General features: G+C 72.3%; 16 protein-coding genes. 11 read left to right on the forward strand and 5 right to left on the reverse strand.

The annotated features are described in order from the left end of the window. Nucleotides 1–167: 167 nt before the first annotated feature. The 7 genes from ABC270_RS05560 (at nt 168) to ABC270_RS05590 (ending at nt 6364) form a co-directional block, all read left to right on the forward strand. Nucleotides 168–1541 carry an MFS transporter gene (locus ABC270_RS05560; RefSeq protein ID WP_412879868.1) on the forward strand — a complete coding sequence of 458 codons (1374 nt, stop codon included), beginning with the start codon at nt 168–170 and terminating at the stop codon, nt 1539–1541. 40 nt (nt 1542–1581) lie between these two features. Further along, nucleotides 1582–1887 (forward strand): hypothetical protein, encoded by a 306-nt coding sequence (locus tag ABC270_RS05565; protein ID WP_412879869.1) that lies wholly within the window; start codon nt 1582–1584, stop codon nt 1885–1887. 4 nt (nt 1888–1891) lie between these two features. Continuing rightward, a complete protein-coding gene (locus tag ABC270_RS05570; RefSeq protein ID WP_412882042.1) occupies nt 1892–2398 on the forward strand; it encodes an alpha/beta hydrolase in 507 nt (168 codons plus the stop codon). 36 nt (nt 2399–2434) lie between these two features. Beyond that, the gene (locus ABC270_RS05575) at nt 2435–2932 is read left to right on the forward strand and encodes a hypothetical protein (protein ID WP_412879870.1); all 498 of its coding nucleotides are present in this window, start codon (nt 2435–2437) and stop codon (nt 2930–2932) included. 149 nt (nt 2933–3081) lie between these two features. Further along, nucleotides 3082–4515 carry a bifunctional UDP-N-acetylglucosamine diphosphorylase/glucosamine-1-phosphate N-acetyltransferase GlmU gene (gene glmU, locus ABC270_RS05580; RefSeq protein ID WP_412879871.1) on the forward strand — a complete coding sequence of 478 codons (1434 nt, stop codon included), beginning with the start codon at nt 3082–3084 and terminating at the stop codon, nt 4513–4515. Nucleotides 4516–4569: 54 nt separating this feature from the next. Beyond that, complete coding sequence (locus ABC270_RS05585) at nt 4570–5547, forward strand: ribose-phosphate diphosphokinase (RefSeq protein WP_412879872.1); 978 nt, start codon at nt 4570–4572, stop codon at nt 5545–5547. A gap of 16 nt (nt 5548–5563) precedes the next feature. Then, a complete protein-coding gene (locus ABC270_RS05590; RefSeq protein WP_412879873.1) occupies nt 5564–6364 on the forward strand; it encodes a putative protein N(5)-glutamine methyltransferase in 801 nt (266 codons plus the stop codon). Nucleotides 6365–6445: 81 nt separating this feature from the next. On the opposite strand, the gene ABC270_RS05595 is transcribed toward ABC270_RS05590, so the two are convergent. Continuing rightward, complete coding sequence (locus tag ABC270_RS05595; RefSeq protein WP_412882043.1) at nt 6446–8023, reverse strand: molybdopterin-dependent oxidoreductase; 1578 nt, start codon at nt 8021–8023, stop codon at nt 6446–6448. 116 nt (nt 8024–8139) lie between these two features. On the opposite strand from ABC270_RS05595, the gene ABC270_RS05600 reads away from it, so the two are divergent. Continuing rightward, complete coding sequence (locus ABC270_RS05600; RefSeq protein WP_412879874.1) at nt 8140–8835, forward strand: hypothetical protein; 696 nt, start codon at nt 8140–8142, stop codon at nt 8833–8835. A gap of 229 nt (nt 8836–9064) precedes the next feature. Here the strand turns inward: ABC270_RS05600 and gndA are convergent, their stop codons facing one another. Continuing rightward, nucleotides 9065–10522 carry an NADP-dependent phosphogluconate dehydrogenase gene (gene gndA / locus ABC270_RS05605; protein ID WP_412879875.1) on the reverse strand — a complete coding sequence of 486 codons (1458 nt, stop codon included), beginning with the start codon at nt 10520–10522 and terminating at the stop codon, nt 9065–9067. Between the two features lie 114 nt (nt 10523–10636). Here gndA and ABC270_RS05610 point away from each other — a divergent pair, with 114 nt between their 5' ends. Then, nucleotides 10637–11176, forward strand: coding sequence for a gluconokinase (locus ABC270_RS05610; protein ID WP_412879876.1), 540 nt, complete (start codon nt 10637–10639; stop codon nt 11174–11176). Here the strand turns inward: ABC270_RS05610 and ABC270_RS05615 are convergent. Continuing rightward, complete coding sequence (locus ABC270_RS05615; RefSeq protein WP_412879877.1) at nt 11163–11417, reverse strand: SHOCT domain-containing protein; 255 nt, start codon at nt 11415–11417, stop codon at nt 11163–11165. The genes ABC270_RS05610 and ABC270_RS05615 overlap by 14 nt on opposite strands. A gap of 215 nt (nt 11418–11632) precedes the next feature. On the opposite strand from ABC270_RS05615, the gene ABC270_RS05620 reads away from it, so the two are divergent. Together ABC270_RS05620 and ABC270_RS05625 are read left to right on the forward strand one after the other, a co-directional pair. Next, nucleotides 11633–12895, forward strand: a complete 1263-nt coding sequence (locus ABC270_RS05620) for a sensor histidine kinase (protein WP_412879878.1) — start codon at nt 11633–11635, stop codon at nt 12893–12895. Further along, complete coding sequence (locus ABC270_RS05625) at nt 12885–13562, forward strand: response regulator (RefSeq protein ID WP_412879879.1); 678 nt, start codon at nt 12885–12887, stop codon at nt 13560–13562. Before ABC270_RS05620 ends, ABC270_RS05625 begins: the two co-directional genes overlap by 11 nt. Nucleotides 13563–13584: 22 nt before the next feature. Here ABC270_RS05625 and uxaC read toward each other — a convergent pair whose 3' ends face one another. Further along, the gene (uxaC, locus tag ABC270_RS05630; protein ID WP_412879880.1) at nt 13585–15015 is read right to left on the reverse strand and encodes a glucuronate isomerase; all 1431 of its coding nucleotides are present in this window, start codon (nt 15013–15015) and stop codon (nt 13585–13587) included. A gap of 31 nt (nt 15016–15046) precedes the next feature. After that, a complete protein-coding gene (locus ABC270_RS05635; RefSeq protein ID WP_412882044.1) occupies nt 15047–16105 on the reverse strand; it encodes a LacI family DNA-binding transcriptional regulator in 1059 nt (352 codons plus the stop codon). Nucleotides 16106–16287 lie beyond the last annotated feature (182 nt).

Below are 16287 nucleotides of genomic sequence, written 5' to 3' on the forward strand. Positions count from 1 at the left end.
GCCGGTGCGCGTCGCGCCCCGCGCCCGGCGTGACCGGCTGTCGGCCTGGAGGCTCGTGGCGGCGCCGCCACGAGCCTCCAGGCCGTCCTGCGCACCCGCCACGCGACCGGCGGTGCCCCCTCGTCGGGGACCACCCGCGCGACACCCGGACGCGCTACGGTTCGGCCATGACCGTGTCGCCCACCGCCGTGCCACCGCAGCGCACCGACCGCCGCGCGCTCGTCTCGTGGGCGCTGTGGGACTGGGGGTCCGCGGCCTTCAACGCGGTCGTGACCACCTTCGTCTTCAGCACGTACCTCGCGAGCCGGGCGTTCGTCGACCCGGCACTCGTCGCGGACACGACGCCTGCGGGGAAGGCCCTCGTGGAGCGCGAGCTCGCGCACAACGCCGCCGTGGTGTCGACCACGCTCGCGATCGCCGGGATCGTCGTCGCCCTCGTCGCACCCGCGGTCGGCCGGCTCGCGGACAGCACCGGACACCGTCGCCGGTCCGTCCTCATCGCGACGATCGGCATCGCGCTCTCCATCGGCGGCATGGTGTTCGTCGCCCCGAGCCAGCCGTACCTGTACCTCGGCGCCGCCCTGCTCGGCATCGGCACGGTCGCGTACGAGATCGCGAGCGTCGGCTACAACGCGATGCTCGGACAGGTCGCCCCGGCGGACCGCACGGGTCGGGTGTCCGCGATCGGCTGGGCCGCGGGGTACTTCGGCGGCATCGTGCTCCTGGTCGTCCTGCTCGTCCTCTGCATCCAGGACTTCGGGCGCGGTGACGTCGCGGGGCTCCTGCAGCTGCCCGCCACCGTCGCGACCGGACAGTGGGACGTCCGCGTCGCGATCGGGATCGCCGCCGTCTGGCTCGCCGTGAGTTCGGTACCGCTCTTCCTCGTGGTGCCCGAGGCGGCCGCCGACCGGTCCCGCGGCGGGAACGTGTTCGCGGCCTACCGGGACCTCGCTCGCGACGTCGCACGGCTGTGGCGGGAGCGCCGGAACGTCCTCGGGTTCCTCGTCGCCAGCGCCGTCTTCCGGGACGGCGTCGGTGCCGTGTTCACCTTCGGCGGGATCATCGCCGCGCAGGTGTTCGGCTTCACCCCCTCGCAGGTGATCCTGTTCGCGATCGCCGCCAACGTCGTCGCGGGTGTCGCGACGTTCGCGTCCGGCCGGCTCGACGACCGGTTCGGTTCCCGCGCGCTCATCATGGTCTCGCTCGTCGGGCTCGCCCTCTGCGGGCTCGGGGTGCTGGCGGCCGGGTCCTCGGCCACGCTGTTCTGGGTGCTCGGGCTCACGCTCGCGCTGTTCGTCGGGCCGGTGCAGGCGTCGTCGCGGGCCTACCTCGCCCGGCTCGCGACCCCCGGCCGCGAAGGGGAGCTCTTCGGCCTGTACGCCACCACCGGACGCGCGGCGACGTTCCTCGCCCCGACGCTGTTCGCGGTCGCGGTGACGATCGGCGGATCGACGCGGTACGGCATCCTCGGGATCGTGGTCGTGCTCGTGGCGGGGCTGGTGTGCATGGCGTTCGTGCGGGCGGAGCCTGCCGGCCGCTGATACGCTACTGCGGCGACGTCGAGGGGAACACGGGGGAGTCATGGGTGCTGGGGAGCTCCGGGTCGAGTCGGAGACGCTGGCTGCGGTCACGGCGGCGCTGACCGAAGCGCGATCGGCGCTCGGAGCGGACGCGCAACGCTTCACCGGCCTCGACGAGGGGTGTCTCGGTGTCGTCGAGGTGATCAGCCGCGCGGCCGGGCTGTCGCTCGCTCACCAGGGCATGATCGACGCCGTCGACGCGACGCTCGAACAGGCGGCGGTCTTCCCACGCGACCTGGCGGCCCAGGTCGAGACCGAGGAAGCCAAGCTCGCGGCGAAGGCGGGCTGGTGCTGCGCGGCTCGCTGACGACCTGGCCGGCTTCCGAGCGACGCGGACCGACGATCTCACCTTGAACGTCGTCGGGCACTCGTACGGGACGACGACGGGCGCCGACGCGCTGCACGGCACAGGTGTGCACGTGGACAACTTCGTGGCAGTCGCGTCAGCTGGGATCGAGGGTGACGTCGGAGGCGCGAAGGGGATCGATGCTGACCACGTGTACGCAGGGCAGGCGACGTCCGGCCTGCCCACGAAGGACGTGAACGACAATCCGCGTGACCAGTACGCGTGGCTCGGACGACTTGGGAGCGGCCGTGACGACCCGATGGACTCCTCGTTCGGCGCGACGACGTTCGGGACCAACGGCGGAGACCCCTCCGAAGGTCACCAGACGACGATGCACGACCCGATCGGGTACGGCGGCGGGACCCGGGTACTTCGACTACGGCACGGAAGCCCTGAACAACGTTGCGCGGGCCACGATGAACGGCGGAGCCGGCATGACTCCGGCCGATGCCGCCGGGATGAGCGATCATGACAAGACGCTGTTCGACAACATGATGGGACCGTCGAGGTGACCAGACGACCGTCGGCGCTCGGGGCAGTGCTGCTCGCCGCCTTCGTGCTCGCGGGGTGCGCCGCGGGCAACCCGACCAAGGAGGACACCGTGGAACCTGTGCCCACTGCCGAGCACCAACGTCGGCTCGCAGCTGCCTACGTCGAGGAGACCATGGGCCGTTCCGGCGTCGACTGGGACGCCGCCCAGTCGCAGGAGTACCCGCAGGAGTGCGTGCTCCCCGACGGTTCAGCGGGGGCGCTGTACAACATCGTGCGGACGGGCGCAGGCGTGCGCGACCCTGAGGCCGTGACGAAGTCGGTGGGGAAGCGCTGGGCCGAGGACGGTCTGACGGTCGAGTACTCGACGGACAAGATGACCTCGGGCGCGGACCGGTTCCTCGTGAACGGGAGCGGCGGCGACGTCGAACGCATCCAGTTCGGTGCGGCCACCACGAAGTCGAGCATGGGCGGGGTGTCGAAGTGCGGCACCGGGAACGCGGCGGACCTGGGCTGAGCAGCGCGGGTTCCCGGCCGTGGGTGGAAGGGCGGATCCCGTCCGGGTAACCGGTTCGCGACGTGTGGGTGCTGCGGCACCGCGCACGGTTCCGCCCGGCACAGCGGTCCGGACCGCCCGTCGAGGCAGCGTGCGCCAGGATGGGGGGCATGACCGACCAGCGCATCGCCGTCGTCGTCCTCGCCGCAGGCCAGGGCACCCGCATGAAGTCCGCCACGCCCAAGGTGCTGCACCGCCTCGCCGGGCTGCCGCTCATCGCGCACGTGCTGCGGACCGCCTCGTCGCTCGAGCCCGAGCACGTCGCCGTCGTGGTGCGGCACGAGCGTGACCGTGTCGCGGCCGAGGTCGTCGAGCGTGCGCCGGACGCCCTCGTGGTCGACCAGGACGACGTCCCCGGTACCGGCCGCGCCGTCGAGGTGGCGGTGCAGGCGCTCCCCGACGACTTCGACGGCGCCGTCGTGGTGCTCTCGGGCGACGTGCCGTTGCTCGACGCCGTGTCCCTCCGGTCGCTCGTGGACGCCCACGTCGGCGGCGGCAACGGTGCCACCTTCGTGAGCGCGATCGCCCCGGACCCCACCGGCCTCGGTCGCATCGTGCGCGATGCCGACGGAGCGTTCGTGGGGGTCGTGGAGCACAAGGACGCGACGCCCGAGCAGCTGACGATCACCGAGGCGAACGCCGGCATCTACGCGTTCGACGTCACCCACCTCCGCGCGGTCCTGCCCTCGCTCACGACGGCGAACGCGCAGGGGGAGAAGTACATCACCGACGCGCCGGCGCTCATCGGCGAGCGGGGTGGGCGCATCGACGTCGTCACGCTCACCGACCCGTGGCTCGTCGCCGGCATCAACGACCGCGCGCAGCTGTCCGACGCCGCCCGTGAGCTGAACGCCCGGATCGTCCGCCGCCACCAGGTCGCCGGTGTCACCGTGCAGGACCCGGCGACGACCTGGATCGACCTCGACGTCACGATCGAGCCGGACGCCGAGGTCCTGCCGGGCACGCAACTCGTCGGGGCCACCGCCATCGCCTCCGGGGCGGTCGTCGGTCCGGACACCACGCTCCGCGACACCGAGGTCGGCGCGGGCGCCACCGTGAACCGGGTCGACGCGACCCTGGCCGTCATCGGCGCCGGGGCTTCCGTCGGGCCGTTCGCCTACCTGCGACCCGGGACGATCCTCGGCGACCAGGGCAAGATCGGCACCTTCGTGGAGACGAAGAACGCCGTGATCGGCCGGGCCAGCAAGGTCCCGCACCTGTCGTACATCGGTGACGCCGAGGTCGGCGAGGACTCGAACATCGGGGCGAACACGATCACGGCGAACTACGACGGCGTCGCGAAGCACCGTACCGAGGTCGGGTCGAACGTCCGGACCGGGTCGCACAACGTGTTCGTCGCCCCGGTTAGGATTGGTGACGGAGCGTACACCGGCGCCGGGACCACCGTCCGCAAGGACGTCCCTGCCGGGTCGCTGGCGATCAGCTACGCCCCACAGCGCAACACCGACGGCTGGGTCGAGGAACACCGACCCGGAACGCCGGCGGCCGAGGCGGCTCGGCGCGCGCGCGGCGAACAGATCTGACGGCCCCCGGGTCGATCGACACGGCCCTCCGGGGTCAGGGAGTGAGCACGGCACTTGTCCGGAATCAAAGCCACTGGTCAGAAGCGACTCGTCCTCGTCTCGGGCCGGGCACACCCCTCGCTGTCCGCGGAGATCGCCGAGGAGCTCGGCGTCGACCTCGTCCCGACCGACGCTCGAACGTTCGCCAACGGTGAGCTCTACGCGCGGTTCGACGAGTCGGTCCGCGGCTGCGACGCGTTCGTCATCCAGTCGCACACGGCGCCGATCAACGAGTGGCTCATGGAGCAGCTCATCATCGTGGACGCCCTCAAACGTGCGTCGGCGAAGCGGATCACCGTCGTCGCGCCGTTCTACCCGTACGCCCGTCAGGACAAGAAGGGTCGTGGCCGCGAGCCGATCTCGGCCCGTCTCGTCGCCGACCTCTTCAAGGCGGCCGGCGCGCACCGCATCATGAGCGTCGACCTGCACGCCGCGCAGATCCAGGGCTTCTTCGACGGTCCGGTCGACCACCTCTTCGCGATGCCCGTCCTGCTCGAGCGCTTCCAGGAGATCCTCGACCCGTCGACGCTCACCGTCGTCTCGCCCGACATGGGCCGCGTGCGCGTGGCCGACATCTGGTCGGAGAAGCTCGGGGCGCCCCTCGCGATCATCCACAAGCGGCGCGACCCGCTCGTGCCGAACCAGGTGTCCGTGCACGAGATCGTCGGTGACGTGAAGGGCCGCGTGTGCCTGCTCGTCGACGACCTGATCGACACGGGGCGCACCATCGCGAAGGCCGCCGAGGCGCTCAAGGCGAACGGTGCCACGGGCGTCGTGGTCGCCGCGACCCACGCCGTGTTCTCCGACCCGGCCACCGAGCTCCTCCAGAGCGAGTTCATCGACCGCGTCGTCGTCACCGACACGCTCCCGCTGCCGGAGGAGAAGCGCTGGGACCGTCTCGAGGTCCTGCCGATCGCGCCGCTCATCGCGCGCGCCATCCACGAGGTCTTCGACGACGGCTCCGTGACGTCGATGTTCGACGGCGCGGCCTGAGCCGCACCGACCCGTGGTGAGCTCGGCTGCGCGGGATGCCCTGACCACGCGGCTCCGTGCAGGCGGCAGCGTCTACGCGGAGGACGAGGCCGACCTGCTGCTCGCCGCCGGCGACGGCGACCCGGTCCGGCTCCGCGGCCTCGTCCAGCGGCGGCTGGGCGGCGAACCGCTCGAGTACGTCCTCGGGTGGGCGGCGTTCGACGGACACCGGGTGCGGGTCGCGCCCGGGGTGTTCGTACCGCGGGCCCGCACGGCTGTCGTCGTGGCCGAGGCTGCTCGGCGGCTCCACCGCTACGACCGCGTCGTCGACCTGTGCTGCGGGGCGGGCGCGATCGCGGTGGCACTCCTCGAACGGGTCGGTGCACTCGACCTCGTGGCCTCCGACATCGACCCCGCCGCGGTGGATGTGGCGGCGGAGAACATCGGCGACCGCGGGATCGTCGTCTCGGGCGACCTGTTCGGACCCTTGCCCGAGCGACTCCGGGGAGCGGTCGACGTCATCGCGGTGAACGCGCCGTACGTCCCGACCGACGCGGTCGCGACGATGCCGTCCGAGGCTCGCGACCACGAGCACCGGGTGGCGTTGGACGGAGGGGCGGACGGACTCGACCTGCACCGTCGGATCGCTGCAGGAGCGGGTCCGTGGCTGCGCCCGGGTGGCGCCGTCGTCATCGAGGTGTCCGCGGCACAGGCGTCGGCGTCTGCGCGGATCTTCGGGTCGAACGGCTTCGCCGCCGAGGTCGTCCACGACGACGCGGTCGACGGCACCTGCGTGGTCGCGACGTTGCCCCGGGAGGCGACGCTGCCCCAGGAGTGAGACGGCAGCCGCGCGATCCCTGACGAACGGGGCCGGGGCCCCTGACCATCCCGACCGGGGCCGTCCCTGCTGGCCCGGTGTTCAGTTCGCCGTGACCGTCACCTCGTGCCATCCCGTTGCTCCGTTCGGTGCCGGTGCCCGTTCGACACTCGTCTGCACCTCGCCGTCTGCGCTCGTCGCCCGGACCTGCAGGCGGTGGGTCCCCTTCGTCGGCGTCCACTTCCACACCCACTGCCGCCACGTGTCCGCCGAGATCGACTCGGCGAGCGTCGCGTCCTGCCACGCGCCACCGTCCACCCGGACCTGCACGCGCTCGACCCCGGTGTGCGGGTGCCACGCGACGCCGGCGACCGCGACCGTCGAGCCGGCCCGCACGCTGCTGCCGCCGCGCGGGACGTCGATCCGCGACTCGAGCTTGACCGGTCCCCGCTCCGACCAGCCCCGAGGGGTCCAGTAGCCCTGCGCGTCCGCGAACCGGGTGACCTCCAGGTCGGTCACCCACTTCGTCGCGGAGACGTAGCCGAACAACCCCGGTACGACCATGCGCACCGGGAACCCGTGCTCGGGCGGCAGCGGCTCACCGTTCATCCCGACGGCCAGGAGCGCGGCGGTGCCGCTGTCCTCGAGGACGTCGAGCGGCGTCCCCGCGGTGAAGCCGTCGACGCTCGTGGAGAGCACCATGTCCGCCGAGTCGTGCGGCCCGGCCTTCGCCAGGAGCTCACGGATCGGGTACCCGAGCCACTTCGCGGTCCCGATGAGGTCGCCGCCGACCTCGTTCGAGACACAGCTCATCGTCGCGACGTGCTCCTCGAGCGGGAGGGCCAGCAGTTCGTCCCACGTGACCTCGACCTCGCGGTCGACCGCGCCGTGGATCCGGAGCTTCCACGTCGCGGGGTCGACCTGGGGCACGCTCAGCGCGGTGTCGATGCGGTAGAAGGCGTCGTTCGGTGTGATGACCGGCGTGATGCCCGCGACGTCGAGGGAGGCTCCGGACGGTACGGCCGGCGCCGCTGTCGCGGGCTTCGGCAGGCGGATCGCCCGCCGCGCGGCGACCGCTGCCTGCATGGTCGCGGTCCCCAGCCGGGAGGCACCGCCCACCACGACCGCGAGCGCCGCGGTCGTGACGCCCCAGACGATGAACGCGCGGCGCTCCGGCCCCGCGGCACCCCCATCGGGACGGTCGGTCGTCGCCGCTCGGCTGGTCGGGACGTCGGCCGTCGCCTCCCACCGGCGGAGCCGGGCGAGGAGCACCCGGAGCGTGACGATCGCCAGAGCGACGCCGACCACGGTGGGGGCGCCGTCGAGCGAGCCGCTCCCGGAGCGTGTCGTCACGGCGAGCAGCGACAGGACGCCGCCGATCGCGAACACCACGGCACCGCCCGGGGGGCGTCGACGCTCGAGCACGCCCGCCCCGGCGCTGATCGCCACGACGAGGACGATCATCAGCACGAAGAGGGCGACCTTGTCGCCGGTCCCGAACAGGGAGACCATGAGGTCCTTCGCGCCGCGTGGTGCGAGGTCGATCACGGCGCCGCCCACGCCGACGAGCGGACTGCCCGCGCCGCCGAGGAACACCGCCACGAGTTCGGCCGCGGCGAGGAACACGACGGCGGCGATCACCCCGACGACTGCTGCCCACGTCTTCCACACACCGCAGATCGTAGGTCGTCCCGCCCACGCGCTCGCTGGACGCCGTGCACCTGTGGAGCGCGGCCGACCTCACACGTTCACGCCACGGCCAGCACGAGCACTGTGATCCGTGCGACGATCAGGGGGTGCAGCGACGACCCGACCGTGTTCCCCGGTCCGGTCGTGTGCGGCGGAGCGGGCGTGAGCCGTGGTCGACGGCACGGAAGTTCGCGGCCCTCCGCTGGACGATCGTCGGGGTCTGGGCGGCGCTGCTGGCGGTCCGCATCGTCGTCGTCGCCACGTCACCCGACACCGACCTCGTCTGGTTCGGCGTCACGGAGGCGGTCGCGATCGCGGTCGGGGTGGCGCTCATCCTGTTCGCCCTGGTCCGTGCTCGCGCCGTGCGGCTCCGTCGGGAGGACGAAGCGCTCGCGCTCGCGATCCGCCGCATCGACCCGACGGTGTGGCTCGTCCCGGCAGCCCCGACCGAGGAGCTGCGCCGGTCCGTGACCGAGCTCCGCCCGGGCCGCGCCCTCGGCGACCGGGTGACCTGGGCGTTCGGCGCGACCGAGGCATCCCTCTGGGAGCTCGATGAACGGCGAGCGACCCGGATGCTCGTGATCCGGTGGTCGCGGATGGTGCACGTGGGGCTCGAGGACGAACCGACACCGACCGGCACGCGCGGCACCGCGGTCGTGCTGCACCACGTCCGGATGGACGACACCCCCGCCGTCGCGACGTTCTTCGTCCGGTCCGGTCCGGGCTCCCGGCGCCTGATCGGTCGCGGTCCGCGGCTCGAGCGGCTCGTCGCAGACCTCGCTCGCGAGCGCATCGTCGCGTGAGCGACACCGACGCCGACACCGACACCGACGCCGACGCCGACACCGACACCGACACGGTCGCGGCCGCCCGGGCCGACGCCGGGGCCAACCCAGGGCCACTCGGACGCCGGTCCCACCGACGCATCCGGCCGCGGTGCCCGGGAACCACGGAGGGCCCCGCCGGATCGGCGGAGCCCTCTCGTGGCGCGCGGTCGCACCGCGACCGGTCGGTGGGCTGGGCGTGGGACGCTCAGTGCGTCGAGGGCTCCTGCTCGGCCTCGCGGCGGTCGTCGTCCGACCACAGCGTGTGGAACGTGCCGTCCTTGTCGATGCGCTGGTAGGTGTGCGCGCCGAAGAAGTCGCGCTGCCCCTGGATGAGCGACGCCGGCAGTCGGTCCGACGCGAGCGAGTCGAAGTAGGCGAGCGCGGACGAGAACCCGGGCGCCGGGATGCCCGACGCTGCCGCGATCCCGACGATGCGACGCCATGCTGCTTCGCCCTCCGCGACCGCGTCCGCGAAGTACGGGTCGACCAGCAGGCTCTCGAGCGAGGGGTTCTTGTCGTACGCCTCGACGATGCGGTTCAGGAACTGCGCCCGGATGATGCAGCCACCGCGCCAGATCTTCGCCACCGCGCCGAGGTCGATGTCCCAGTCGTACTCCTTCGCGCCGGCGATGATGAGGTCGAACCCCTGCGCGTACGCGACGACCTTCGACGCGTAGAGCGCGGCGCGGACGTCGTCCGCGAAGGTGTCGGGGACGTCGGCGATGTCGGGGCGCGACTTCACCGACTGCTGCACGGCGGCACGCTGGGTCTGCTTCGAGGACACCGCTCGCGCGAACACCGCTTCGCCGATGCCGGAGACGGGGATCCCGAGCCCGACGGCGTTCTGCACGGTCCACACGCCGGTGCCCTTGGACCCGGCCTCGTCGCGGATGACGTCGACGAGCGGCTTGCCGGTGTCGGCGTCCTGCTGCTTGAGGACCTCGCCCGTGATCTCGATGAGGTACGACTCGAGGTCGCCCTTGTTCCATTCGTCGAACACCTGCACGAGCTGCTCGACCGACAGGCCTCCAGCGCGGCGGAGCAGGTCGTACGACTCGGCGATGAGCTGCATGTCGGCGTACTCGATGCCGTTGTGGACCATCTTCACGAAGTGACCGGCGCCGTCGGAACCGATGTGCGTGACGCAGGGCTCACCCTCGGCGACCGCGGCGATCGACTTCAGGATCGGACCGAGGGTCTCCCAGGCCTCCTTCGAGCCGCCGGGCATGATCGACGGCCCCTTGAGCGCGCCCTCCTCACCGCCGGAGATGCCGGTCCCGACGAAGTTCAGGCCCTTCTCACGGAGGTCGTGCTCGCGGCGGATGGTGTCGTGGAAGTTGGCGTTGCCGCCGTCGACGATGATGTCGCCCTCCTCGAACCGTTCCGCGAGCTGCTCGATGACCGCGTCGGTGCCCTTGCCGGCCTGCACCATGATGATCGCGGTGCGCGGCTTCGAGAGGGAGGCGACGAACCCGTCGATGTCCTCGGACGCGATGAACCCGGCGTCCCCGTGCTCCTTCATGAGCTCTTCGGTGCGGGCGTAGGTGCGGTTGTACACCGCAACCGTGTTGCCCTCGCGCGAGGCGAGGTTCCGCGCGAGGTTCGAGCCCATCACGGCGAGCCCGATCACGCCGATGTTCGCCTGTCCGTCGTTGTCTGCCACGAGGTCTCCTTCGTCCTGTCGTACCGGCCACCAACCTACGGCGCGCGCCCTGGGGCCGGGTGGGTGTTACGGCAACGTGGGGAGAACGTTCATCGCCGTCAATACTGTGGAGGGATGACCGACACCGCAGTCCTCCCGCCCGTCCTCGTCATGGGGGTGTCCGGCTCGGGCAAGTCCACCATCGGAGCCGCCGTCGCAGCGGCGCTCGCAGCACGGGGGGAACCGGCCGAGTTCGTCGACGCGGACGACCTGCACCCGGTGGCGAACAAGGAGAAGATGCGCGCCGGCATCCCGCTCACCGACGAGGACCGCTGGCCCTGGCTCGACGCGTGCGCGGACCGCATCGCGGCGATCGAGGCGTCCGGGAACCGCGCGGTGATGGCGAACTCGGCGCTCAAGCGCGCCTACCGCGACCGCCTTCGTGCGTCCGCGCCCGGACTCGTCATCGCGTTCCTCGACGGTTCGCGTGAGCTCATCGCCGATCGGCAGTCGCACCGGCACCACGAGTACATGCCGACGTCGCTGCTCGACTCGCAGTTCGCGACGCTGGAACGGCCGCAGCCCGACGAGGCCGCCCTCATCGTGCCGATCGACGGGTCCGTCGACGACACGGTGCGGACGATCCTCGCGGGCCTCGCGGTCACTTCCGGCTGAGCTCGGACAACCGTGCCCGGTACTCCTCGGCACTGATGTCGCCCCGGGCGAACCGGTCGGCGAGGACCGCCCGCGCGTCCGAGACGGCTCGCCACGACCCGCGTCGGAAGACCCCGAACACGAGGAACACGACGAGGAACACGAGGAAGAAGAACGCGGGGAAGACGAAGAAGGGGAACCCGCCGCCGTGCCAGTACGGCCCGGTCGCGGCGGCTGCGGTGGTGAGTGCGGTGGTGATCATGACTGCTCCTGTGGTCGGTTCGGTCCGCCTGGTCGGGGACCGTTCCAGCGTCCGGCCTGGAGGCCCGTCACGCGTCCGCCCTGCAGCCCCACTTCCGTCTGCTCCCGCAGTCGTGGGCAGGGCTCTCCTGCACAGCGAGGTACTCCCGGGGGAGTAGTCCACAGGTCGTGCTCACGCCCGATGCCGCCCCCCGGACCCGACCCTAGGCTCGACGCATGACCGACACGACCTCCTCGCCCGGCCTCCGGCCGGGCGGCCGAGTCCGCTTCGCGCGGGTCGGCCGGGTCGTGCCCGTCGCGCTCCTCCAGCTGATCGGGACCGTCGTCGCGTCCCGGTGGTCGGGCGGCGGTCGGGCCGGGCCGCCCTGGCTCACGCACGGCGTCGCGACGCCGGTCGAACCGGTCGCTCTCGGGCCGCTGGCCCTGGCGCTCCTGGTCGCCGGCGTCGTCGCGCTCCCGTTCCGCTGGTGGCGTCCACGGGGCGTGCTCTGGTTCGTCCTGGCCGCCACGCTCGGGTTCGCCGCGGTCGTCAGTCCGCGGGGGCCGTTCGTCGCCGCGTTGACGATGGCGCTCGCGAACGCCTGGTTCCGCGGGCGTCGCGTCGAGGTCGTCGTCGCCGCCGTGCTCGCGGTCCTCTGGCTGCCCTCCGCCGACGTCGTGCTGGGCCGGTCGCCCGCCTTCGATCCGGCGGTCGTGCTGCTTGCGCTCGCGTGGGCGGTCGTCACGATCGTGGTGACCGAGCTCGTCCGGGTCCGCGTCGAACGCGCGGCCGAACGCCGCCGTGCCCGAGCAGACGCCGAGCGCCGCCGTGCGGGGGAGGAACGCGTGCGGATCGCCCGTGAACTCCACGACTCGGTCGCGCACAGCATGTCCCTGATCAACCTGCAGTCCGGGGTCGCCCTCCATCTCGGCGCCGACCTGCCGGAGCCCACGCGCCAGGCACTGGGGAACATCCGCGACACCAGCCGCGAAGCCCTCGTCGAGCTGCGGACCATCCTCGGTGTGCTGCGGAGCGTCGACGGCCAGCCCGGGTCGGAACGGAACCCGACACCCGGTCTCGATCGTCTCCCGGACCTCGTCGAGCGTGCGCGCGCCGCCGGCATCGCGGTGGACGCAGACGTCACCGGGGAGCCCTCGAGCCTCGACGGCGCTGTGGACCGCAGTGCGTTCCGCATCGTGCAGGAGGCCATCACGAACGTCATGAAGCACGCGCCCGCGAACCGAGCCGCGATCACGGTCGTGATCGGCGACGAGACGGTCGCCGTCGCGGTCACCGACCATCCGCTCGACACCGATGCACACGGCGCGTCCCGCACCACTCCGATCAGCGACTCCGGGAACGGCTTGATCGGCATGCGGGAGCGTGCGACGGCCGTCGGCGGGACGTTCCGCGCCGGACCACGACCGGGCGGCGGGTGGGTGGTCGAGGCCCGGTTGCCGACCACGACCGCACGACCGGAGGACCCCGATGACCACTGAACCGTTGCGTGTCGCGCTCGTGGACGACCAGGTCCTCGTCCGCGCCGGGCTGCGCGCGCTCGTCGAGGCCGAGCCAGGGATGACCGTCGTCGGGGAGGCCGGCGACGGGGACGAGGCCCTCCTGCTCGTCCGGCGGGAACGGCCGGACGTCGTGCTGATGGACATCCGCATGCCGGGGACGGACGGCCTCGCCGCGACCCGTCGCATCTCGGCCGATCAGGACCTCGCCGCGGTGCACGTCGTCGTGCTGACCACCTTCGAGGAGGACGACTACGTCTTCGAGGCGATCCGCGGCGGCGCGGCCGGCTTCCTCGTGAAGGACACCGAGCCGGCCGAGCTGCTCCGCGCGGTGCGGACGGTCGCGGCGGGGGAGTCGCTGCTCTCGCCACGTGCGACCCGCTCACTCGTCGAGGCGTACGCGACCCACGCGAAGCCGTCCTCGCTCTCGCCCGAGCTCGACGTCCTCACCGTCCGGGAACGCGAGGTGATGCGTCTCGTCGCGGGCGGGCTCTCGAACGCCGAGATCGCCGAGCGGCTGTTCGTCAGTCCGATGACCACGAAGACGCACGTCTCGCGCGCGATGATCAAGCTCGGTGCCCGCGACCGGGCGCAACTCGTGGTCTTCGCCTACGAGACCGGCCTCGTCACCCCCGGGTGGACGCCCTGATGCTCGACACGTCCGCGCTCGCTCAGAGCTTGAACGTCGCCCGCGGGATGTCCGACACGATCCGGTGCGCCGTGCGCACGGCGTCCTCCTCGGTCAGCTGGTGCGTGACGACCAGCGACGCCAGGTACGCCGCATCGGCCCGACGTGCCATGTCGTGCCGCGCCGGGATCGAGCAGTACGCACGGGTGTCGTCGATGAACCCCGAGGTCTTCGTGAACGACGCGGAGTCCGTGATCGCCGCCCGGTACCGGCCGATCGCCGCCGGGGTGTCGATGAACCACCAGGGAGCCCCGGCGTACACCGCGGGGTAGAAGCCGGCGAGCGGGCCGATCTCGCGGGAGAACACGGTCTCGTCGACGGTGAAGAGGACGAGGTGGAACCCGGGGGCGGTGCCGAAGTCGTTGAGGAGCGGGCGCAGCGGCTCGGTGAAGGACCCGACCGCGGGCAGGTCGTGGCCGGTGTCCGGCCCGAAGCGGTCGAGCGTCGGCTGGTGGTGGTTGCGCAGCACCCCCGGGTGCAACTGCATGACGAGGCCGTCGTCGACGCTCATCTCCGCCCAGCGGTAGAGCATGTCGTGCCGGTAGGCGGTCGCCTCGGCCGCGGTGACGGCGTCCGGCCCGCGCATCGCCGCGGCGTGGATGCGCTCGCGTTCGGCGGCGGGCAGCGGCGCGGAGCCGGCGTCGAGGACACCGGTGTCGGTGGCCGTCGCGCCGTGCTGGATGAAGTACTGCCGCCGTGCGCGCAGCGCGGCGAGCAGCCCGTCGTGGGTGCCCACGTCGATGCCGGCGGCCGCACCGGTGGACGTCACCACGTGCCTCCAGTCCGACCGGGACGGGTCGAACACGGCGTCCGCGCGGAAGGTGGGGAGCACCCGGCCGGTGAAGGTGGGGTCCGCCGCGAGCCGCGCGTGCGCGGCGAGGTCGGCGTCCGGTGCGTCGGTCGTGGCGAGCACCTCGATGCCGAAGCTGTCGAAGAGGGCGCGCGGCCGGAACCCGGGGGAGCGGAGCAGTGTCGCGAGGTGGTCGTACTGCTCGTCGGCGTTCTCGGCGGAGGGTGCCGACCGGAGGCCGAAGACGTCGTGGAGCTCGGTCTCGAACCAGTACCGGACCGGGGTGCCGAGGAAGTCGTCCCAGTGCGTGGCGAGGTGCCGCCAGACCTCCCGGCCCTCGACCGGTGTCGTGGCGCCGCGACCGAGCTGGTCGAGGGGGACCCCGTTGGCGTGCAGCAGGCGGAGGACGTAGTGGTCCGGCGTGATGAGGAGCGCTGCCGGGTCCGGGAACGGCTCGTCGTCGGCGATGAGCGTGGCGTCGACGTGCCCGTGGGGCGAGATGATCGGCGTGTCGGCCACCGCCTCGTACACGGTCCGGGCGATGTCCCGGGTCGCCGGGTCGGCGGGCAGCAGCCGGTCGGGGTGCGGCGCCAGGGGGGTCGTGGTCGTGCTGTTCCGGGTCATCGTCGACTCCTTCGGGACGGACTGGGCGGGCTCAGGACGGACGGTGGGGCGAGGTCGGCGCGGGGCCGGTGGACTCGCGGACGGTCAGGTGCGTGGGCAGGGCGACGGCCCCGGCGGCGTGTCCGTCGGGCAGGTCGTCGCCGGACGACGATCCCGAGGGTGCCGCGCCGAGCCGGCCGAGGAGCATGCGGATCGCCACCCGTCCCGCACGCTCGATCGGTGACGTCATCGTGGTGAGCGGAGGGTTGCAGAAGTCGGCGCCGAAGATGTCGTCGCAGCCGACGACCGACATGTCCTCCGGGACACGGACCCCGCGCTCGCGCAGCCGCGACAGCATCCCGATCGCGATGAGGTCGTTGAACGCGATGCACGCCGTCGCACCGGCGTTCACCGCGGCGTCGGCGGCCGCGGCACCCGAGTCGACGAACGGGGCGTGCGGGCCGATCCGGGCGACCCGCACGCCGAGGCGCTTCGCTACCCGCACGAGGGCGCGCCAACGACGTTCGTTCGACCACGAACTGTCGGGACCGGCGACGTAGAGGACGTCCCGGTGGCCGAGGCTCACGAGGTGCTGCACCGCCTGCTCGACCCCGCCCGGGGTGTCGATGAGCACCGACGGCACACCGGCGGGCCGACGGTTGACGACGACGAGCGGTGTGCGTTCGGCGAACCGGGCGATCTGTGCGTCGGACAGGCGGGAGGCCGTGAGCACGGCGCCGTCCGCCTTCGTGGCGATCGCGCTGAGGGCGGCGAGCTCGGCGTCCGCGGACTCTTCGGTGTCGACGAGCAGCTGCGTCCACCCCGCGGCCGACAGCTGGTGCTGCGTCCCGCGGATGACGTCGAAGTAGAAGGGGTTCGTGATGTCCGAGACGAGCACGGCGACCGCGCGGGTCCGACCGGACGTCAGCGCCCGCGCCTGCGAGTTCGCGACGTAGCCGAGCTCCCGGGCGGCCTGCTGGATGCGCTGCTGGGTGACGCGGTTCACCCGGTCCGGCAGGGAGAGGGCACGGGACACCGTCGACGGCGCCACGCCGGTCGCGTCGGCGATGTCCCGGATCGTGACCCGACGACCGGTGTCACCGTCGCCGATCCCGGAACCGCCGCCGCCAGGACCGCCCCCGGCCTCGGTGCCCCCGACGGGGACCGTGTCTGCTCTGCTCACGATGCCGACGCTAGGCGTCCGTGGCAACAAGTGGCAACCGGTTGCCGGACGTTGCCACCGGCGGGACAGTGGTGGCACCCGGGCAGCGACGCCGACGGTCGGTCGGCGCA

It is taken from the genome of Curtobacterium phoenicis, assembly GCF_047238015.1.
Classification (GTDB): domain Bacteria; phylum Actinomycetota; class Actinomycetes; order Actinomycetales; family Microbacteriaceae; genus Curtobacterium.